At 71.7% G+C, this 18,088-nt stretch carries 15 protein-coding genes; 5 read left to right on the top strand and 10 right to left on the bottom strand.

Features of this window, described 5'->3' with window-relative positions:
* A partial coding sequence (locus ETU37_RS12430) for a glycosyltransferase family 4 protein (RefSeq protein WP_129987641.1) occupies positions 1-1,176 on the bottom strand: 1,176 nt, incomplete at its 3' end.
* A 161-nt stretch (positions 1,177-1,337) separates the two neighbouring features.
* On the opposite strand from ETU37_RS12430, the gene ETU37_RS12425 reads away from it, so the two are divergent.
* Genes ETU37_RS12425 through ETU37_RS12410 form a run of 4 tightly spaced genes read left to right on the top strand, consistent with a single transcriptional unit; the run spans position 1,338 to position 4,823 of the window.
* Complete coding sequence (locus tag ETU37_RS12425) at positions 1,338-1,961, top strand: TetR family transcriptional regulator (RefSeq protein WP_129987640.1); 624 nt, start codon at positions 1,338-1,340, stop codon at positions 1,959-1,961.
* A complete protein-coding gene (locus ETU37_RS12420; RefSeq protein WP_165372510.1) occupies positions 1,958-2,791 on the top strand; it encodes a serine hydrolase in 834 nt (277 codons plus the stop codon). Before ETU37_RS12425 ends, ETU37_RS12420 begins: the two co-directional genes overlap by 4 nt.
* Positions 2,788-3,864: a mandelate racemase/muconate lactonizing enzyme family protein gene (locus ETU37_RS12415; protein ID WP_129987638.1), complete on the top strand. Its 1,077-nt coding sequence runs from the start codon at positions 2,788-2,790 to the stop codon at positions 3,862-3,864. The genes ETU37_RS12420 and ETU37_RS12415 overlap by 4 nt, the downstream gene beginning before the upstream one ends.
* Positions 3,861-4,823, top strand: coding sequence for a C40 family peptidase (locus ETU37_RS12410; protein ID WP_129987637.1), 963 nt, complete (start codon positions 3,861-3,863; stop codon positions 4,821-4,823). The genes ETU37_RS12415 and ETU37_RS12410 overlap by 4 nt, the downstream gene beginning before the upstream one ends.
* Here the strand turns inward: ETU37_RS12410 and ETU37_RS12405 are convergent.
* Positions 4,809-5,351 carry a hemerythrin domain-containing protein gene (locus tag ETU37_RS12405; RefSeq protein WP_129987636.1) on the bottom strand — a complete coding sequence of 181 codons (543 nt, stop codon included), beginning with the start codon at positions 5,349-5,351 and terminating at the stop codon, positions 4,809-4,811. The two genes, ETU37_RS12410 and ETU37_RS12405, sit on opposite strands and share 15 nt — an antisense overlap.
* Positions 5,352-5,425: 74 nt before the next feature.
* Complete coding sequence (locus ETU37_RS12400) at positions 5,426-6,469, bottom strand: TerC family protein (protein WP_206053891.1); 1,044 nt, start codon at positions 6,467-6,469, stop codon at positions 5,426-5,428.
* A gap of 296 nt (positions 6,470-6,765) precedes the next feature.
* On the opposite strand from ETU37_RS12400, the gene ETU37_RS12395 reads away from it, so the two are divergent.
* Positions 6,766-7,332 carry a DUF1707 SHOCT-like domain-containing protein gene (locus tag ETU37_RS12395; RefSeq protein ID WP_206053890.1) on the top strand — a complete coding sequence of 189 codons (567 nt, stop codon included), beginning with the start codon at positions 6,766-6,768 and terminating at the stop codon, positions 7,330-7,332.
* Positions 7,333-7,359: 27 nt separating this feature from the next.
* On the opposite strand, the gene ETU37_RS12390 is transcribed toward ETU37_RS12395, so the two are convergent.
* From ETU37_RS12390 to ETU37_RS12360, 7 genes are all read right to left on the bottom strand, one after another.
* Positions 7,360-7,995, bottom strand: coding sequence for a DUF6624 domain-containing protein (locus ETU37_RS12390; RefSeq protein WP_129987633.1), 636 nt, complete (start codon positions 7,993-7,995; stop codon positions 7,360-7,362).
* Positions 7,996-8,022: 27 nt separating this feature from the next.
* Positions 8,023-8,463, bottom strand: coding sequence for a VOC family protein (locus tag ETU37_RS12385; RefSeq protein ID WP_129987632.1), 441 nt, complete (start codon positions 8,461-8,463; stop codon positions 8,023-8,025).
* Positions 8,454-8,825 carry an MmcQ/YjbR family DNA-binding protein gene (locus ETU37_RS12380; protein WP_129987631.1) on the bottom strand — a complete coding sequence of 124 codons (372 nt, stop codon included), beginning with the start codon at positions 8,823-8,825 and terminating at the stop codon, positions 8,454-8,456. Before ETU37_RS12380 ends, ETU37_RS12385 begins: the two co-directional genes overlap by 10 nt.
* A 127-nt stretch (positions 8,826-8,952) precedes the next feature.
* The gene (gene uvrB, locus ETU37_RS12375) at positions 8,953-11,076 is read right to left on the bottom strand and encodes an excinuclease ABC subunit UvrB (RefSeq protein WP_129987630.1); all 2,124 of its coding nucleotides are present in this window, start codon (positions 11,074-11,076) and stop codon (positions 8,953-8,955) included.
* 30 nt (positions 11,077-11,106) lie between these two features.
* Positions 11,107-14,241 carry an efflux RND transporter permease subunit gene (locus tag ETU37_RS12370; RefSeq protein ID WP_129987629.1) on the bottom strand — a complete coding sequence of 1,045 codons (3,135 nt, stop codon included), beginning with the start codon at positions 14,239-14,241 and terminating at the stop codon, positions 11,107-11,109.
* A gap of 22 nt (positions 14,242-14,263) precedes the next feature.
* The gene (locus ETU37_RS12365) at positions 14,264-14,746 is read right to left on the bottom strand and encodes an efflux RND transporter periplasmic adaptor subunit (protein WP_129987628.1); all 483 of its coding nucleotides are present in this window, start codon (positions 14,744-14,746) and stop codon (positions 14,264-14,266) included.
* Between the two features lie 32 nt (positions 14,747-14,778).
* Positions 14,779-17,964 (bottom strand): efflux RND transporter permease subunit, encoded by a 3,186-nt coding sequence (locus ETU37_RS12360; RefSeq protein ID WP_129987627.1) that lies wholly within the window; start codon positions 17,962-17,964, stop codon positions 14,779-14,781.
* Between the last annotated feature and the right edge of the window lie 124 nt (positions 17,965-18,088).

The raw sequence follows: 18,088 nt of genomic DNA, 5'->3' as shown, positions 1-18,088 counted from the left end.
GGCCGCGCGCGCCCCCCCACGGCCCGCCACCCCCATCCGGGTACGGCGGTCGGGGTCGTCGAGCAGCGTCTCCAGCGCGTGCACGAGCTCGCCCACGTCGCCGGGTGTCACGAGCAGCGCGCAGTCGGAGGCGCCGTCGGGACCGGACGCGCCGACGACCTCGGGGATGGCGCCGGCGCGGCTCACGACGAGCGGCGTCGCGCTGGCCATCGCCTCGACGGTCGGCAGGGAGAAGCCCTCGTAGAGCGACGGCACGCAGGCCACCTCGGCGGACGCGACGAGGGCGGCGAGCGCCGCGTCGTCGACGCCGTGCACGAACCGGACGACGTCGGCGATGCCGAGCCGGTCGACCAGCTGCTCCGTGGGTCCGCCCGGCTTCGGCCGCGACACGAGGTGCAGCTCGACGTCGCGCTCGGTGCGCAGCTTGGCGACCGCCTCGAGCAGGGTCGCGACACCCTTCATCGGTGTGTCGGCGCTGGCCATCGCGACGATCCGGCCGGCCACGCGGGGCTCGTCGTGGGGCCGGAAGCCCTCGTCGACGCCGAGCGGCACGACCTGGATCCGCGCAGGGTCGACGCGGAAGTCGCGGGCGATGTCGCGCGCCGAGCTGGTCGAGACGGTGAGGATCCGGGGCAGCTGCCGGGCGACCTTGCCCTGCATCCGCAGGAAGCCGTACCAGCGGCGCAGCGCCAGCTTCCGCCGCCAGGTCGTCGCGGCCGCGAGGTCGACCCGGCGGTCGAAGGTGATCGGGTGGTGGATCGTGGTGACGAGCGGGAGGCCGGAGCGCTGGACGGCGAGCATGCCGTAGCCGAGCGTCTGGTTGTCGTGGACCACGTCGAAGTCGCCGAGCCGGTCCCGCAGCAGACGGGCGACGCGGAGGCTGAAGGTGCGTGGCTCGGGGAAGCCGGCGGTCCACATCGTCGCGACCTCGAGCAGGTCGACCGCGTCGCGGTACTCCCCCGGTCGGGGCGTGCGGAATGGGTCGGGCTCCCGGTACAGGTCGAGGCTCGGCACCTTGGTGAGCCGGACGCCGGGATCCAGCTCCGGGTAAGGCTGGCCGGAGAACACCTCGACCTCGTGACCGAGCGCGACGAGCTCGCGGCTGAGGTGCCGGACGTAGACGCCCTGGCCGCCGCAGTGCGGCTTGCTGCGGTAGGACAGCAGGGCTACCCGCACTCCGACCTCCTCATCGATCGACCGGTCGCCCGGCCGTCCGAGCGGTGTCCGAGGTCGGCGTGGCGGCTCCCGCTCGGACTGAAACGTGTTCCTATGATGGCATCACGGCTTGCTAGCGTACGGTCGGCCCGGCAGCCGGACCGACCCGGAAGGACAACCCCGTGACCAGCCCGTCGAGCAGCGTCAGCTCGCTGACGCACGACGACCTCGGCTCGGCCGCCCAGCGTGCGCGGCACCAGCGGATCCTCGACGCGACCATCGCGCTCGCCTCGCAGGGCGGCTTCGACGCGGTCCAGATGCGTGCGGTCGCGGACCGGGCCGACGTCGCGCTCGGCACGCTGTACCGCTACTTCCCGTCGAAGATCCACCTGCTCGTCTCGGCCCTCGCGCGCGAGTTCGAGCAGGCCAACGAGGCCTTCGCGCGCAAGCCGCTGCCCGGCGACACGCGCGCGGAGCGGATGGCGGCCGTCCTGCACGGCGCCACCAAGTCGCTGCAGCGCGACCCGCACCTCACCGAGGCCCTCACCCGGGCGTTCATGTTCGCCGACGCGTCCGTCGGCGACGAGAGCCGTGCCGTGGCGCACCAGGTCACCCGGCTGCTGATGCGCGGGCTGGCCGAGCCCGGCCAGGAGATCGACGACCCGACCGAGGAGCAGCTCGCGATCACCAAGGTCGTCCGCGACGTGTGGCTCGCCGGCGTCGTGCAGTGGGTGACCGGCCGCGCGACGGCCGAGGAGGTCACCACGTCCCTCGACGTCACCGTCCGGCTCCTGCTCCGCCCGTGAGCGACCTCCACGCCCGCGTCGACCGGCTCGCGGCCGCCATCGCCGACCGGGCCGGCGCGGGCACGCGCGGCGGCGTCCCGGTCGTGTCGGTCTGGCTCGGCGACCTCGACGGCGGCGTGCACCTCGACCGCGACCCCGACGTACCGCACTACGCGGCGAGCACGATGAAGCTCCCCCTGCTCGTCGCCGCGCACCGCCTGCACGAGCGCGGTGCGCTCGACCTCGACCGGCCCGTCGTCGTGCACAACCGGTTCGCGTCGGCGGCCGACGGCTCGCCGTTCTCGCTCGACCAGTCCGACGACCAGGACGACGAGACCTGGGCCGCGCTCGGGGAGGAGCGGTCGCTGCGCACGCTCACCGAGCACATGACGGTGAAGTCCGGGAACCTCGCGACGAACCTGGTCCTGGAGCGGGTCGGCGCCGACGCCGTCGCCGAGGTGCTGTCCGACGCGGGCGCCTCGACCGCGACCGCACTCCCCCGCGGCATCGAGGACGCCGCCGCCCGGGAGGCCGGCCTCGACAACCTGGTCACCGCCGAGGACCTCGGCCGCGTGATGCGCGTCGTCCCAGCGGACGTCGAGGCGGTGCTGGCCCGGCAGGAGCACCGTGGCAGCATTCCGGCGGGCCTGCCGGACGGGACGTACGTCGCCAACAAGACCGGCTGGGTCGACGGCATCACCCACGACGTGGCGCTGGTGCGGCCGGACGACCGGCCGCCGTACGTGCTGGTCGTGCTGACCACCGTCGACGTGCCCGAGGAGGTCGCGGCCGGGTTCATCGCCGACGTGAGCCGCGTGGTCTGGGAGGACTGGAGGGCAACGGACCGATGAGCCGGATCGTCGAGGTCACCACCGAGCGGATGAGCGTGCCGCTGCACACGCCGTTCGTGACCGCGCTGCGCCGCACCGAGACCACCGACACCGTGCTCGTGCGGGTCACCGACTCCGACGGGGTCACCGGGTGGGGCGAGGCCCCCCAGGTGTGGCAGGTGACGGGCGAGTCGCTGGCCGGCGCGGAGGCCTGCGTCGCCGGCCCGCTGGCCGCCGCCGTGACCGGCACCGACGCCGACGACCTGGCCGCCACCTGCCGCGCGGTCGCCGGGGCGGTCGCGGGGAACCACGGCGCCAAGGGTGCCGTCGACGTGGCCCTCCACGACGTGGCCGCCCGGCGCCGGGGGGTGAGCCTGCCGGTGCTGCTCGGCTCGACGACGCTGCGGGTCGCCACCGACGTGACGCTGGCCGCCGGTGACGCCGACGCGCTGGCCGAGACCGCCCGCACCCGCACCGCCGAGGGCTTCGGCGTGCTGAAGCTGAAGGTCGGCACGGACGCCGCCACCGATGCCGCCCGGGTCGCCGCCGTCCGCGACGCCGTCGGCCCGGACGTCGGCATCCGGCTCGACGCCAACCAGGGCTGGACGCCGCGCGAGGCGGTGCGCGTCATCTCGGCGCTGGAGGACAAGGGGCTCGGCGTCGAGCTGGTCGAGCAGCCGGTCGCCGCCGCGGACCTCGACGGCCTGGCCTGGGTCACCGCCCGCGTCGACACGCCGGTGATGGCCGACGAGTCGGTCTACGGTCTGCGGGACCTGGTCGCGGTGATCCACCGCCGCGCCGCGGACCTGGTCAACGTCAAGCTCGCCAAGTGCGGCGGCCTCAGCACCGGCCGGACGCTGCTCGACCTCGCCCGCGCCCACGAGATGGGCACCGCGGTCGGCTCGATGATGGAGACGCACGTCGGGCTGGGCGCCGCGGCGTCGCTCGCCGCCGCCTGCGGCACCTCCGTCGTCGCGGACCTCGACGCCGCCTGGTGGGCCCGCGAGTCGCCGTACCTCGGCGGGCTGCGGTACGACGGCGCCACGGTCGTGCTGCCCGACGCGCCCGGCCTCGGCATCGAGGGGCTGGCATGAGCGCGCCGGACGCGGCCGACGTGCGTGAGGTGGCCGTCCCGGTCTCCACGGTCTGGACCCGCCCCGACGCGCCGCGCGACGTCGACGCGGCCGCGACCGGCGACCTGCCGGACATGGCGGCCTGGGTCGCGACCCTCGACGCCGAGGGCACCGACGACCGCCGCCTCGGCCTGCACGGGCGCACGCTCACCCAGCTGCTCCTCGGCGAGCCCGTCCAGGTGCTGGAGGAGCGGGACGGCTGGGCGCGGGTCGCGGCGCTGTGGCAGGACTCCTCGAGCGACGAGCGTGGCTACGTCGGCTGGGTCCGCCGCGGCCACCTCGGCCGACCCGTCGACCGGCGAACCGGTCCCACCGCGCGCGTCACGGGCCGGACCGCGACGGCGGTGCGCGACGACGGCGTCGAGCTCACCCTGTCGTGCGGCACGCTGCTGTGGCACGACGAGGACGGCCGTGACACCCCGGAGGTGCAGGTCGCGCTCCCCGACGGACGCACCGCGCGGCTGTCGCGGAGCGACGTCGCCCTCGGGCACAAGCGGGAGCACCCGGCCTGGACGCCGGACGCGCTGCTCGCGACGGCCCGTCAGTTCGTCGGCGTGAAGTACCTCTGGGGAGGCACCAGCGGCTGGGGCCTCGACTGCTCCGGGCTCGTGCACCTCACGCTGCGCTCGCACCTCAGCCTGCTGCCGCGCGACGCCTTCGACCAGGAGGCCTCGGCCCGGGTGCGGCCGGTCGACCTCGACGTGGTCGAGCCGGGCGACCTGTACTTCTTCGCCCGGCCGGGCGACCAGATCTACCACGTCGGCTTCGTGTCCCGACCGGTCGAGCCCGACGGCACCCGGTGGATGCTGCACGCCCCCGAGGGCGGGGCGGCCGCCATCGAGGACGCCCCGCTCGCGCCGCACCGGGCGGCGACGCTCGTCGCGGCCGGGCGGGTGCACGACCCGTCAGTCGTCGAGTAGGCCTTCCTTCTCGGCCTGCTTCACGATCGCCCGGACGTTGTCGACGCTGCCGCAGTCCGCGTCGAGCCGCTCGTTGCGGGCCTTCGCGAACGCCGCGCCCAGCCGCTCGCGCACGCTCTCCTCGACGTCCTCGCGGGCCGGGTTGAGGATGGTCAGCTCCTCCTCGGTGAGGTGGTGGTTGACCGCGGTGGCGAGCTCCTCCACGAGGTCGTCGAACGCGTCGCCCTCGAGCTCCTCGGCCTCCAGCACCTTGAGCAGCGCCTCGTGCCCCTCGGCATGCTCCTCCTCGCCGTGCTCGGCCTCGTGCTCGGAGATCGCGTCCTTCCGGCGGAGGGTGGGGTAGACCTCGGCCTCCTCCGCCTCGGCGTGGGCGACGTGCAGGGCGCTGAACGCCCGCCGTACGGCGTCGCGGTCGCTGGTGACGTCGCGCAGCTCGCGCAACAACGCCTCGAAGCGGCGGTGGTCGTCGAGGATCAGGTCCAGCACGTCACCGGAGGTGGGCCGTCCCAGGTCGTGGTTGTCGGTCATGCCCCCGACCTACCCGGACGCGACCGCGGTCATGCCCGCAGGCCGGCCCCGGCCGTGCCCCGGGGAGGCGGGGGTCAGCCGGTCGGGGCGGTGCCCTTGCCGTCGCCGTCGCCGTCGCCGCCGCTGCCCACGGACACCGTCTCGCCGCGGCGCTTCGACACGACCAGGCTCGCGACCGTGGTGACGGCGAGGATCGCGATGATCACGCCGAGGGACAGCAGCGTCGGGATCTCGGGCGCCCACTCGATCGGCTCGCCGCCGTTGATGAATGGGATCTCGTTCTCGTGCATCGCGTGGAAGACCAGCTTGACGCCGATGAAGCCGAGCAGCACCGAGAGGCCGAAGCCGAGGAAGATCAGCCGCTGGAGCAGGCCACCGATGAGGAAGTACAGCTGGCGCAGACCCATCAGCGCGAAGATGTTGGCCGTCAGCACGAGGTACGGCTCCTTGGTCAGGCCGTAGATCGCGGGGATCGAGTCGAGCGCGAACAGCAGGTCGGTCATGCCGAGCGCCAGCATCACGATGAACATCGGGGTGACCAGGCGCTTGCCGTTCTCCTTCACCCAGATCTTGGCCCCGTGGTACTCCTTCGTCGCGGGCAGGTTGTTCTCCGCCCAGCGGACGATCCGCGGCTCCTCGTAGTCGCCGTCGTCGTCGTCCTCGCGCGCCTCCTTGAACAGCTTGACGGCCGTGTAGATGAGGAACGCGCCGAAGAGGTAGAAGACCCAGCTGAACTGGTTGATCGCGGCGGCACCCACGCCGATGAAGATGCCGCGCATGACCAGCGCCAGCACGATGCCGACCATCAGGGCGGTCTGCTGGTACTCCTTCGGGACCGCGAACTTGCCCAGGATGATGATGAAGATGAAGAGGTTGTCGACCGACAGGGAGTACTCCGTGAGCCAGCCGGCGAAGAACTCCGTGCCGTACTGGTGGCCGGCGAACACCCACACGCCGATGCCGAAGACGATCGCCAGGCCGACGTACACCGACAGGTAGGTGGAGACCTCCTTCATCGACGGCTCGTGCGGGCGACGGCCGATGATGACGACGTCGAAGATCAGGATCGCCATCGTGACGACGATGGTGGTCCACCAGACCCAAGTGGGAACGTCCACGTACAGACTCCTCCGGACAGCGGTTGCGTGACGGCGACCCACGGGGGACGGCGCCAGGGACAGCGACAGATCCGGAGGTCTCTTCCGCCCCCTGGGGTCTACCCAGCGCGGGGGCCGACGATGCCGGGACCGTCCGGTCCGTGGGACCGGCGTCCGTGATGACGACACCGACGCGAAGGAATACTCCCCTCCATGGGTCATCCTCTCAGACCTGTGACCCGCTCCGCGAATCCGTCGTACGGCGAGACGCCTTCCGGACCCCGGGACCGCCTGACTGCCCGCCTAGAATTCACCGCGTGACGACACCCGTGCCGTGGCACGACTTCTCCTCCGACCCGCGCCGGCCCGAGAGCGCGACGCTGCGCGCGGCCGACAAGGACCGTGCGGTGGTGGTCGCGGCCCTCGGGGACGCCTACGCCGACGGTCGGCTCACCAAGGAGGAGTACGACGAGCGGGCGACCGCCGCCACGACCGCGAAGACGCTCGGCGACCTGCCTCCGCTGCTGGCCGACCTGGTCCCGATGGCGCCCGGAGCACCGGGCACCGCACTCGACCGGACGACCGTCGAGTCGCTCGACGCGCAGGCGCTGCGGCACTGGGAGAAGCAGCGCGCGGAGGCGCTCAACGGGCTGCTGTTCATCGCGGTCGTCACGTGGGTGATCTGGTTGGTCACCTCCGGGGTGGGCTCGTTCCCGTGGCCGGTGTTCCCGACGCTGTTCGTCGGGATGCGCCTGGTCCAGGTGCAGGTGCAGAAGCGCGAGATCATCCGCAGCCAGCGCGAGAAGCTCGAGGCCAAGGAGCGCAAGCGGCTCGACAAGCGTGACCGACCGTCGCTGCCGCCGGGTGACGACAGCGACGACTGACCGTTCGCCTGAAGGGGTGCCGATGGGTCACTCCGCGTCGCTCGCGCAGAGCTTCTCCATCTCCGCCACGTAGTCGCGCAGCGGATCGAGCCCGGCCTCCGCCCGCCGCTCATCGACCCCGGCTTGGTCCCCGATCGGCGTCGCGGGCACGGCCTCGGCGCCGTCGCAGCGGATCTGGGTGCCGTAGGTCTGCTCCTTTCCCTCGGCGGCCGCCACCCGGTCGGTGAGGTAGGCCAGGTCACCGTGGGAGGCGTCGTCGGCGGCGACAGCCTCCGCGAGGAGGTCGAGCGCACGGCGCTGGAGCTCCGGGTCGAGGTCGGCGTGCTGGGCGACCACCCACGCAGCCGTCGAGCCCTCCCTGCCGACGAGTGCCCAGCCCGGCCAGCCGTGCTCGTCGAAGATCTCGGCGAGGCGCACCTGGCGCTCCTCGAACGTCGTCTCCGGGTCCTCGCCCTGCCCGGTCAGCTCGGCCTGGTCGTCGGCCTGCATCCGGACGAGCTCGTCGTGCAGTGCCTGGTCGAACGCGACCGTCCCGGCCGAGCCCGCGGGGCCGGAGCCGGACGGGTCCGCGTCACCCGACTCGTCGCCGCCGGCGCAGGCAGTCAGCGCGGCCAGCAGGAGGCCGGCCAGCGTGACCGCACTCGGGCGGCTCGTCGTGCGCATCGCGGCTCTCCCTCGCTCGGGACGAGCTCAGTCGAGGCAGAACTCGTTGCCCTCAGGATCGCGCAGCACCAGGAATCCCGCACTCCCCGGCTCCGCGTCGGGCTCGTGCCGGCGGACCCGCTCGGCCCCGAGCGCGACCAGGGCGTCGGCCTTGGCCTCGAGGGCCGCCATCCGCTCGTCGCCGGTCGCCTCAGCTGCCGCGCGCACGTCGAGGTGGACGCGGTTCTTGGCGGTCTTGCCCTCGGGCACCTTCTGGAAGAACAGTCGCGGCCCGTCGCCCTCCGGGTCGACGGCGGCGGACCGGTCGTTGCGGTGCTCCGGCGGCACGCCCCAGGCGTCGAGCGCGGCGTCCCAGGAGTCGAACCCGGCCGGCGGCGACTCGAGCCGGTAGCCGAGCACCTCGCACCAAAACTCCGCGAGCGCCCCCGGGTCGGCGCAGTCGAACGTCACCTGCACGGTCAGTGCCACGAGGCATCCCCCTCCGGTCGAAGCTTCTTCGGCAGCTTGGCGACGACGAGCTCGTAGGAGGTGTCGACCGCCTCGCGCAGCTCGTCGTCGGGGATCGCCCCGTCGATGCGCAGGGTGTTCCAGCCGTTGCGGCCGATGTAGGCCATCACCGACGCCTCGTCGGGGTAGCGGTCGATCCACTCGTCGGCCGGCCCGTCGCGGCCGGGTCCGCACTTGACCCCGACGGCGTCGTTGCCGAGGAAGGCGAAGATCTTGCCGCGCTCCCCCGGTCCGACCTTGGCGACCCGGTCGTTCTCCCACGGCGAGTCGGGCCAGGCACCCGGCTTGGCGAGGGCGTACGTCGCCAGCTCCTCCGGCGTCATCGGCGAACCTCCGCTGATAGCTCAGCGTCGTCCAGTGCCGTCGATGGCAAGGCGGAGGAGGGAGGCGAGGCGGGCCTCGTCGACCGACGACAACGCAGCCAGCGGCGGTGATGGGCGGGGCTGGGCATCAGCGGGCGCCGGCCTCGACCATTTGGCGGAGCTCGCGCTTGAGGTCCTGGATCTCGTCGCGCAGCCGGGCGGCCAGCTCGAACTGCAGCTCGGCGGCCGCGGTGTGCATCTGCTCGGTGAGCTGCTGCACCAGCTCGGCGAGCTCCGCGCTCGGCAGGCCGGCGAGGTCGGCGGCGTGCTTGCCGGACTCGCGGCCGAGGCCGGGCACGGGCTGGCCCTTGCGGGCGGCGCCCTTGGGGTCGACGTTCTGCCAGGTCTTGAGGAGCTCCTCGGTGTTCTCGTCCTCGCGGGCGAGCATCTCGGTGATGTCGGCGATCTTCTTGCGCAGCGGCTGCGGGTCGACGCCGTTGGCCTTGTTGTAGGCGACCTGCTTCTCGCGGCGCCGGTTGGTCTCGTCGATGGCGGCCTCCATCGACGCGGTGACCTTGTCGGCGTACATGACGACCTGCCCGGACACGTTGCGGGCGGCGCGGCCGATCGTCTGGATCAGCGACTTGTCGGAGCGCAGGAAGCCCTCCTTGTCGGCGTCGAGGATCGCCACCAGCGACACCTCGGGCAGGTCGAGACCCTCGCGGAGCAGGTTGATGCCGACGAGCACGTCGTACTGCCCGAGCCGCAGGTCGCGCAGCAGCTCGATGCGCTTGAGCGTGTCGACCTCGCTGTGGAGGTAGCGGGTGCGGACGCCGGCCTCGAGGAGGTAGTCGGTCAGGTCCTCCGACATCTTCTTGGTCAGCGTGGTGACCAGCACCCGTTCGTTCTTCTCGGTGCGCCCGTTGATCTCGTGGATCAGGTCGTCGATCTGGCCCTTGGTGGGCTTGACGACGACCTCGGGGTCGACCAGGCCGGTCGGCCGGATGATCTGCTCCACGACGTTGTCGACGCCGCCGACCTTGGCCAGCTCGTAGTCGCCGGGCGTCGCGGAGAGGTAGATCGTCTGGCCGATCCGGTCGAGGAACTCCTCCCAGCGCAGCGGCCGGTTGTCCATCGCGCTCGGCAGCCGGAAGCCGTGGTCGACCAGATTGCGCTTGCGGGACATGTCGCCTTCGTACATGCCGCCGATCTGGGGCACCGCGACGTGCGACTCGTCGACGACGAGAAGGAAGTCCTCGGGGAAGTAGTCGAGCAGGCAGTTGGGCGCCGAGCCGCGGGTGCGGCCGTCGATGTGCATCGAGTAGTTCTCGATGCCGGAGCAGGAGCCGACCTGCCGCATCATCTCGATGTCGTACGTCGTGCGCATCCGGAGGCGCTGCGCCTCGAGCATCTTGCCCTGCTTCTCGAAGAACCGGAGCTGGTCCTCGAGCTCGAGCTCGATGCCCCGGATCGCGCGCTCCATGCGCTCGGGCCCGGCGACGTAGTGGGTCGCCGGGAAGATGTGCAGCTCGCTGTCCTCGGTCACGACCTCGCCGGTGACCGGGTGCAGCGTCATCAGCCGCTCGATCTCGTCGCCGAAGAACTCCACCCGGATCGCGAGCTCCTCGTAGACCGGGAAGACCTCGAGTGTGTCGCCGCGGACCCGGAACGTGCCGCGGGTGAACGACATGTCGTTGCGGGTGTACTGGATCTCGACGAGCCGGCGGAGCAGCTTGTCGCGGTCCCACTCCTGGCCGACCCGCATCTGGACCATGCGGTCGACGTACTCCTGCGGGGTGCCCAGGCCGTAGATGCACGACACCGTCGACACCACGATCACGTCGCGACGGGTGAGCAGCGAGTTGGTCGCGGAGTGCCGGAGCCGCTCGACCTCCTCGTTGATCGAGGAGTCCTTCTCGATGTAGGTGTCCGTCTGCGGGACGTAGGCCTCGGGCTGGTAGTAGTCGTAGTAGGAGACGAAGTACTCGACGGCGTTGTTGGGGAGCAGCTGGCGCAGCTCGTTGGCGAACTGCGCGGCGAGGGTCTTGTTGGGCTGCATAACCAGGGTGGGGCGCTGCAGCTTCTCCACCGCCCACGCGACCGTCGCGGTCTTGCCGGTGCCGGTGGCGCCGAGCAGCACGACGTCCTGCTCGCCGGCCGTGATCCGCCGCTCGATGTCCTTGATCGCGGTCGGCTGGTCGCCCGACGGCGTGTAGTCGGACTCCACCTTGAACGGCGCGACACTGCGCTGCAGGTCGGTCACGGGCCTCATGCGTGTCAGCGTACGACCCGCCTCCGACAGTCACGCAGGCTCGGGGACCGGGCCGTCCGCCGCGACCGTCGGACGCGGTCCGCCGAACCTGAGGTAGAGGAAGGGGACCGCGAACAGGTTCAGCAACGTCGAGGTGACGAGTCCGCCGAGGATGACCACGGCCATCGGGTGCTCGATCTCGTGGCCGGGGATGCTGCCCGCCACGACGAGCGGCAGCAGCGCAAGCGCAGTCGCGAGGGCCGTCATCAGGATCGGCGCGAGCCGCTCCTGCGCCCCGCGCAGCACCAGGGCCGGGCCGAACACCTCCCCCTCCTCGCGCTGGAGGTGCTGGTAGTGGCTGATCAGCATGATGCCGTTGCGGGCGGCGATTCCCAGCACGGTCAGGAACCCCACGAGCGAGCCGAGCGAGAGCGTCCCGTCGGTGAAGTACGTCGCCAGGATGCCGCCGACCATCGCGGCGGGGAGGGTCATGAAGGCTACGAGCGCCAGCCGCCAGCTCCGGAACGCGATCTGCAGCAGGAGCAGGATGACCAGCGCCGCCACCGAGGCCCACACGAGCAGGCGTCGCTGCGCCTCCTGCCGCTCGGCGAACTCGCCGGTGACCTCCGGGAAGTAGCCGGTGGGGTACTCGACGGCGTCGACGGCCCGCTGGATGTCGCCGGCGACGGCGCCGAGGTCGCGGCCCCGGACGTTGGAGCTGATCTCGATGTAGCGGCGGAGATTCTCGTGCTGGATCAGGTTGGGCGTGGGGCGCACGTCCACGTCGGCGATGGAGCTCAGCGGCACCTGCCCTCCGTCGGGGGTGTCGATCAGCATGTCCCGCACGGACGTCAGGTCGTCCCGCTTGTCGGGGACGCCCCAGATCCGGATGTCGTAGACACGGCCGCCGGTCCACAGGTCGCCGAGCTCCTCGCTGCCGAGGATCGCGGCCGACGCGCGACGCACGTCACCCGGCTTGAGGCCGTGCTCCTGGGCCTTGGCCAGGTCGACCTCGACCTCGATCTGCGGCTCGTTGACCTGCAGCTCGACGTGCACCTCGGCCGTGCCCTCGACGGCCGCCATCCGGGCGCGGACCTGCTCGGCGGTCGCGCGCAGCCGGTCCAGGTCGTCGCCGTACACGCGCACGACGATGGCGTCGCTCGAGCCGGTCAGCACCTCCCGGATGCGCTCCTTGAGGTAGGTCTGCACGTCCCGGTAGAGCCCCGGGTAGCCGTCCACCGTCCGTTGGATCTTCGCCAGGGTCTGGTCGTAGTCAACCGCCGGGTCGACACTGATCCAGTTCTCGCCGAAGTACATCCCCACGACCTCGTCTGCGTTGCTCGCCTGCCCGATGTGGGCGCCGAAGTTGCGCACACCGTCGATCGCCCGGAGCTCCCGGCTCCCCCGCGTCGTGATCCGGACCATCTCCGGGTGCGACGTGCCCGGCGTGCCCAGCCAGTGCATGAGGAAGTCACGTTCCTTGAAGTCCGGGAGCAGCGACTGGCCGAGCGCGGGCACCGCGGCGACACCCGCGGCGACCACGACGGCGAAGCCGGTGGCCAACAGGCGCATCCGGCGCATCAGCCCCGACAGGGTCGCGACGTACCCGCGCTGCAGCAGCCGCACCAGCGGCGGCTGCCGGCGTGCGAGCGGGGCTCGGCCGAGGAGGAGCAGTGCCATCGCGGGTGTCACGGTGAGGGCCACGACCATCGAGGCGAGCACCGCCAGGGCGTAAGCCAGCACCAGGGGCCGGAAGAACGCGCCGGTCAGGCCGTCGAGGAAGAGCACAGGCACCACCGCGACGACGTTGATCAAGGTGGCGTACGTGATGGCGCTGCGGACCTCGACCGACGCCTCGAGCACTACGCGCGCGCTCGTGCGGCCGTGCTCCGCGCGGTGCTGCCGGAGCCGCCGCACGATGTTCTCGATGTCGATGATGGCGTCGTCGACCACGACGCCGACGGCGATCACCAGCCCGGCCAGGATCATCGTGTTGATGGTGGCTCCGCGCCAGTCGAGGACCAGCAGCGCCGCGAGCAGGGAGAGCGGGATGGCGACGGCGCTGATCAGCGCGCTGCGCCACTCGAACAGGAACAGCAGCAGGATGGCCATGACCAGCACGGAGCCGATGAACAGGGCGCTGGTGAGGTTGTCGATCGCGATCTCTATGAACGTGGCGGGCCGGAAGATGCTGCTGTCGATCTCGATGCCGTCCAGCCCCGGAGCCAGCTCCTCGAGGGTCTTCTCGACACCGTGCGTCACGTCCAGCGTGTTGGCCCACGGCAGCTTCTCGACGATGAGCATCAGCCCTTGGCCGTCGTTGATGACGGCGTCGCCGCTCAGAGGCTGGTGCCCGCGGACGACGTCGGCGACGTCTCCCAGCCGGACGGGCGCGTCGTCCTGGGACGTGCCGACCACGACCTGCTGCAGGTGGTCGGCCGTGACGATCGGAAGCGTGTGCTGGACGCCCACGCGCTGGTTGGGTGTCTCGACGGCGCCACCCGTCCCGACCAGGGTGCCGCTCACGTGCTTCAGGAGTCCGGCGTCGACCGCCGTCGAGGTCTCCGTCATGGCCTGCTCGAGCGTGATCCCGTGGTCGTGCAGCGCCTCGGGGTCGACGTTGACGAAGACCATCTCGCGCCGCTGGCCCCACATTGCGACGTTGGCCACACCGCTGACGCCCAGCAGCCTGGCCCGGACCTTCCAGTACGCCGTCATCGACAGGTCGATCATGTCCATCTCGTCCGACGACATGCCGATCTTCAGGACGCGGCTCGTCGCGGACAGCGGCTGGATGATGACCGGCGGCGCCGCCCAGCTCGGCAGGGTCGGCTGGATCGTCGCGAGCCGCTCCTGGACGAGCTGCCGCGCGTCCATCAGGTCGGTCCCCGGCTCGAAGATCAGCTCGACCGAGGACAGCTGGGTGACCGACTTCGACCGGAGGACGTCGAGCCCCGGGACACCCTGGAGGTTCTGCTCGAGAGGAACCGTGATCAGCTCCTCGACCTCACCGGCCGTCAGGCCGATGCAGGCCGTCTGGACCTCGACGCGCGGCGGGGCGAACTCGGGGAAGACGTCGACCGACGTGCCCCTCAGCTGGACGCCACCCAGCGCCATGAGCGCCGTCGCGCCCGCGACGACCAGGAACCGGTAGGTCAGGCTGGTCCGCACGATCCAGCGCATCATCCCGCCCACCCCCTCTCGAGCGTCAGTGCCCTACGCCGAACTCTGCTCCGAGCAGCTCCTGGGCACCGACGGTCACGACGCGCGTGCCCGCCTCCGGGCCTTCGGAGAGCCACACCCGGTCACCCTCGATCACGTCCACGGCGACGGGTGCCCGCTGGAAGACGCGGCGGCCGGGCGCGGTGTACGTCCACGTGCTGCCCTCCTCGTCGTAGAGAAGTGCCGCGTAGGGGATGACGAGGCGGGTCCGCCGGTCCCCTCCGGAGGTCCCCACCGTGGCGGTCTCGAGACCGATCCGCTGGACGGCCCGGGGAGTGAGCGTCACCCGGGACACGTCCGTGCCCGTGACGGGCTCGACGTGGGCCGGGGGGCGGCTCGCGGTGTGCGTGTCGTCGCCTCCCTGGGCGGGGCTCAGCAGCGAGAGGCTCGCGGCGAGGACCGCGCCCAGCACGACGATCCCGCCCCCCATCATTGCCGTCACCACGCGTGACGGGCTGTCGTCCCTCATGTGCACCTCCTCTGGTCGGGTGTTTCCAGGTCTCAGCCGACGCTGAGTCCGGGGTCGACCGGCTGCCGGTCGAAGCCGGCCCCGAGGTCCGAGGAGTCCTCGTGGGGCGCGACACCCATGTACATCAACGGCAGGAAGAACAGCCCCATCGCCAGCGTGGTCACCAGTCCGCCCAGGATGACGACGGCAGCGGGGTACAACAGCTCGGTGCCGGCCGTCCGTCCCAGCACCACGACCGGCAGCACCAGGACGGCGAGCGCCGTCGCCGAGACGAACGTGGGCAGGAACCGGTCGCGCGCCCCCGCGACGACGACGCCGACGCCGGGGCGGTGCCCGTCGGGCCGCGCCAGGGCACGGTAGTGCCCGAACAGCGCGAGGAGGTTCCTGGTGTACACGCCGACCAGGACGAGCAGGCCCAGCAGCGTCCCGAGGCGGAGCTCCATGCCGGTTGCCGCCGCGGCGAGCATCCCGCCGGACAGGGCGAGCGGCAGCCCGATGAAGGCCAGCGCCGCGAGCTTCCAGCTGCGGAGGCAGGCCTGGAACAGCAGGAACATGAAGACGAGCGCTGCCCCGGCGACGCCGAGGACCTCGAGCAGCACCCGCCGCTCGGCGGCGTAGTCGCCGAGGATCTCCGCGTGGTACTCCTGCTGGAAGTCCAGGCCGGCCAGGACGGCCTCCACGTCCGTGGCCACGTCGGGGACGCCCCGACCCGACACGCCGACGACCACGTCGACGTACCGGGAGACCGCGTGGTGCCGGATCGTGGTGGGTGAGGAGGTGACGGACACGTCCGCCACGTCACCCAACCGGACCGCGCGGCCGCCGGGTGTGGTGTCGATCAGGAGGTCCTCCACGGCGGCAAGGTCGTGCCGGGTGTCCTGCGTCCCGATGACGACGACCTGGAAGATCTTCTGTTCCTCGAACAGGCTCCCCACCTCGATGCCCGAGATGACCGTGGCCGCCTCACGACGGATCTCGCCAGGAGTGAGTCCGGCCTCCTGCGCGGCGGCCAGGTCGACCTCGATGTCGATCTGGGGCTCCCGGGGCTGCTGGCTCACCGTCACCATTCCGGCGCCGTCCACGCCGTCCAGCGCGGCTCGCACCGCCTCGGCCTGGTCGCGCAGGAGGTCGAAGTCCTGGCCGAAGACGCGCACCACGACCTGCTCCGTCTCGGTCGCTCCGACGCCGTACGCGGCGGCTCGCTCGTCGGTGTAGGTCTGCACGTCGTGCGCGATGCCGGGGTAGCCGGCCACGACGTCCCGGACCTCCGCCACCGTGGCGTCACGATCCGCGTCCGAGGACAGCGTCAGCCAGAGCTCGCCGCTGCTCACGCTCGACACCACGTCAGAGGTGATCGCCCGCCCGACGTGCGCGCCGACGGTCTTGATCCCCGGCACCGTCCTCAGCTCGTCCGCGACCCGGGAGGTGATGCGGCTCATCTCCCCGTGCGACGTCCCTGCCGCCGCCTGCCAGTGCACCACCAGGGTCCGCTCCTGCAGACCCGGACCCATGTCGGCGTCGAGGGCGGGCGCGACCGCGATCCCGGCGACCGCCAGCACCGCGAACGCCGCGAGAGCCGCGGCGGGCCGGGCGATGCCACGGACCAGCACCTTCCCGTAGGACGACGCGAGTCGGCCGGCCAGGGGTGAGGCGGCGCTGCCGGGTGGCCGGCGGCGGAGCAGCAGCGCGGACAGCGCCGGGGTGACGGTGAGCGCGACGATCAGCGAGACGACCAGCGCCAGGCTGTAGGACAGGAGGACCGGTCCGAAGAAGGCGCCGTCCAGACCGTCCCGGAGACCGACCCAGAACAACGGGACCGCGGCCGCCAGCACGATGAGGGTCGCGAAGACCATCGGTCGGCGCATCTCCTCGATCGCGACGGCCAGCGTGCGGGCGCGTTCGTCCGCCCCCGTCGCCGCGAGGCGCACGCGGACGTTGTGGAAGTCGACGACCGCGTCGTCGACGACCGCTGCGGTGGCGATCGCGAGACCCGCGAGCAGCATGACGTTCATCGACGCGTCGCGGAGGTGGAGGACCAGCGCCGCCGTGACGAGCGACAGCGGCAGGGCGACGGCGATGACGACGCCGACGCGCCAGTCGTACAGGAGTGCCACCACGAGCAGCACCAGGACGAGCCCGATGATCCCGAGCATCAGGGCCGTGCGCAGCCCCTCCTGGACGTACGACGCGGGCCGGAAGACCGTGGTGTCGAGCTCGACGTCCGTGAGACCGGGCGCCAAACGGTCGAGCGTGCGCTCGACGCTCTCGGTGACCTCGACGACGTTCGCCTCGGGGAACTTCTGCACGACCAGCATGAGGCCCTGCGAGTTGCCGGCGACCGCGTCGCCGATGAGCGGCTGGTGGTCCTCGACGACGTCGACGACGTCGCCGAGCCGGACCGGCTCGCCGTCGTCCCCGAGCACCGTCTCCCCGTCCGGGCCCTCCAGCGCCACGCTCGCCAGGTCCTCGGGGTCGTCGATGGGCAGCACGTGCTGGACGCCGAGACGCTGGTTCGGCGTGTCGATGAAGCCGCCCGTGCCCGGGGTCGAGGCACGGACGAAGCTCAGCGGCGAGACCCACAGGGAGTTCGCCGACGTGGTCAGGACCTCGCGAACGGTGACGCCCTCGTCGGCCAGGCGGTCCGGGTCCACCTGGACCTGCATCTGCTGCTCGCGCTGGCCCCAGATGGCCACGTTGGCCACGCCCGGCACTCCTTGCAGCGCGGGCTTGAGGGTCCACCGCGCGAGCACCGACTGCTCGATGGGAGTGAGCGTGGTCGAGTCGACCCGGACCATCATCACCCGGCTCGTCGACGACAGTGGCTGCAGCATCACCGGCGCGGTCGACACGCGCGGCAGGTCGCGCGCCTGCCCCAGTCGCTCCTGGACGACCTGGCGGGCCTCGAGCGGGTCGGTGCCCGGCTCGAACAGCAGGACGATCGACGAGAGGCCCGGGATCGACTCCGACGAGATCTCGTCGAGCCACGGCACGCCGTTGAGCAGCATCTGCTCCATCGGCGCCGTGATCAGCTGCTCCACCTCGACGGCCGACAGCCCGAGGGACTCGGTCTGCACCTCGACGTACACCGGCGCGAAGTCCGGCAGCGCGTCGACGGGCATCTCCCGGATCTGGGTGAACCCGGCGGCGAACAGTCCGACCACCAGGGCGGCCACCAGGGCTGGGAACTTCAGGCTCGAGCCGACGAGTTTGCGTACCATCTGGCACCCCCCTGCGGTCCGAGCCGCCGCAGCACGGGTGCCGCAAGGCTCTCCGAGACCAGAGTTCGCCAGCCGGTGCACGATGTCGACGCTTCGAGCGCGAGTTACGCCAGAGATACGGCGA

The organism is Nocardioides iriomotensis (genome assembly GCF_004168035.1).
GTDB lineage: Bacteria > Actinomycetota > Actinomycetes > Propionibacteriales > Nocardioidaceae > Nocardioides_B > Nocardioides_B iriomotensis.
The sequence above is the reverse complement of the archived record's forward strand: the minus strand, read 5'-3'. Positions and strand labels throughout refer to the sequence as shown.

Bases quoted from the DNA above. Each gene is read 5' to 3' on its own strand.
- ETU37_RS12415 (WP_129987638.1), top strand. From the start codon at position 2,788: ATGAGCCGGATCGTCGAGGTCACCACCGAGCGGATGAGCGTGCCGCTG.
- ETU37_RS12410 (WP_129987637.1), top strand. From the start codon at position 3,861: ATGAGCGCGCCGGACGCGGCCGACGTGCGTGAGGTGGCCGTCCCGGTC.
- ETU37_RS12405 (WP_129987636.1), bottom strand. From the start codon at position 5,351: ATGACCGACAACCACGACCTGGGACGGCCCACCTCCGGTGACGTGCTG.
- ETU37_RS12390 (WP_129987633.1), bottom strand. From the start codon at position 7,995: ATGCGCACGACGAGCCGCCCGAGTGCGGTCACGCTGGCCGGCCTCCTG.
- ETU37_RS12380 (WP_129987631.1), bottom strand. From the start codon at position 8,825: ATGACGCCGGAGGAGCTGGCGACGTACGCCCTCGCCAAGCCGGGTGCC.
- uvrB (WP_129987630.1), bottom strand. From the start codon at position 11,076: ATGAGGCCCGTGACCGACCTGCAGCGCAGTGTCGCGCCGTTCAAGGTG.
- ETU37_RS12370 (WP_129987629.1), bottom strand. From the start codon at position 14,241: ATGATGCGCTGGATCGTGCGGACCAGCCTGACCTACCGGTTCCTGGTC.
- ETU37_RS12365 (WP_129987628.1), bottom strand. From the start codon at position 14,746: ATGAGGGACGACAGCCCGTCACGCGTGGTGACGGCAATGATGGGGGGC.
- ETU37_RS12360 (WP_129987627.1), bottom strand. From the start codon at position 17,964: ATGGTACGCAAACTCGTCGGCTCGAGCCTGAAGTTCCCAGCCCTGGTG.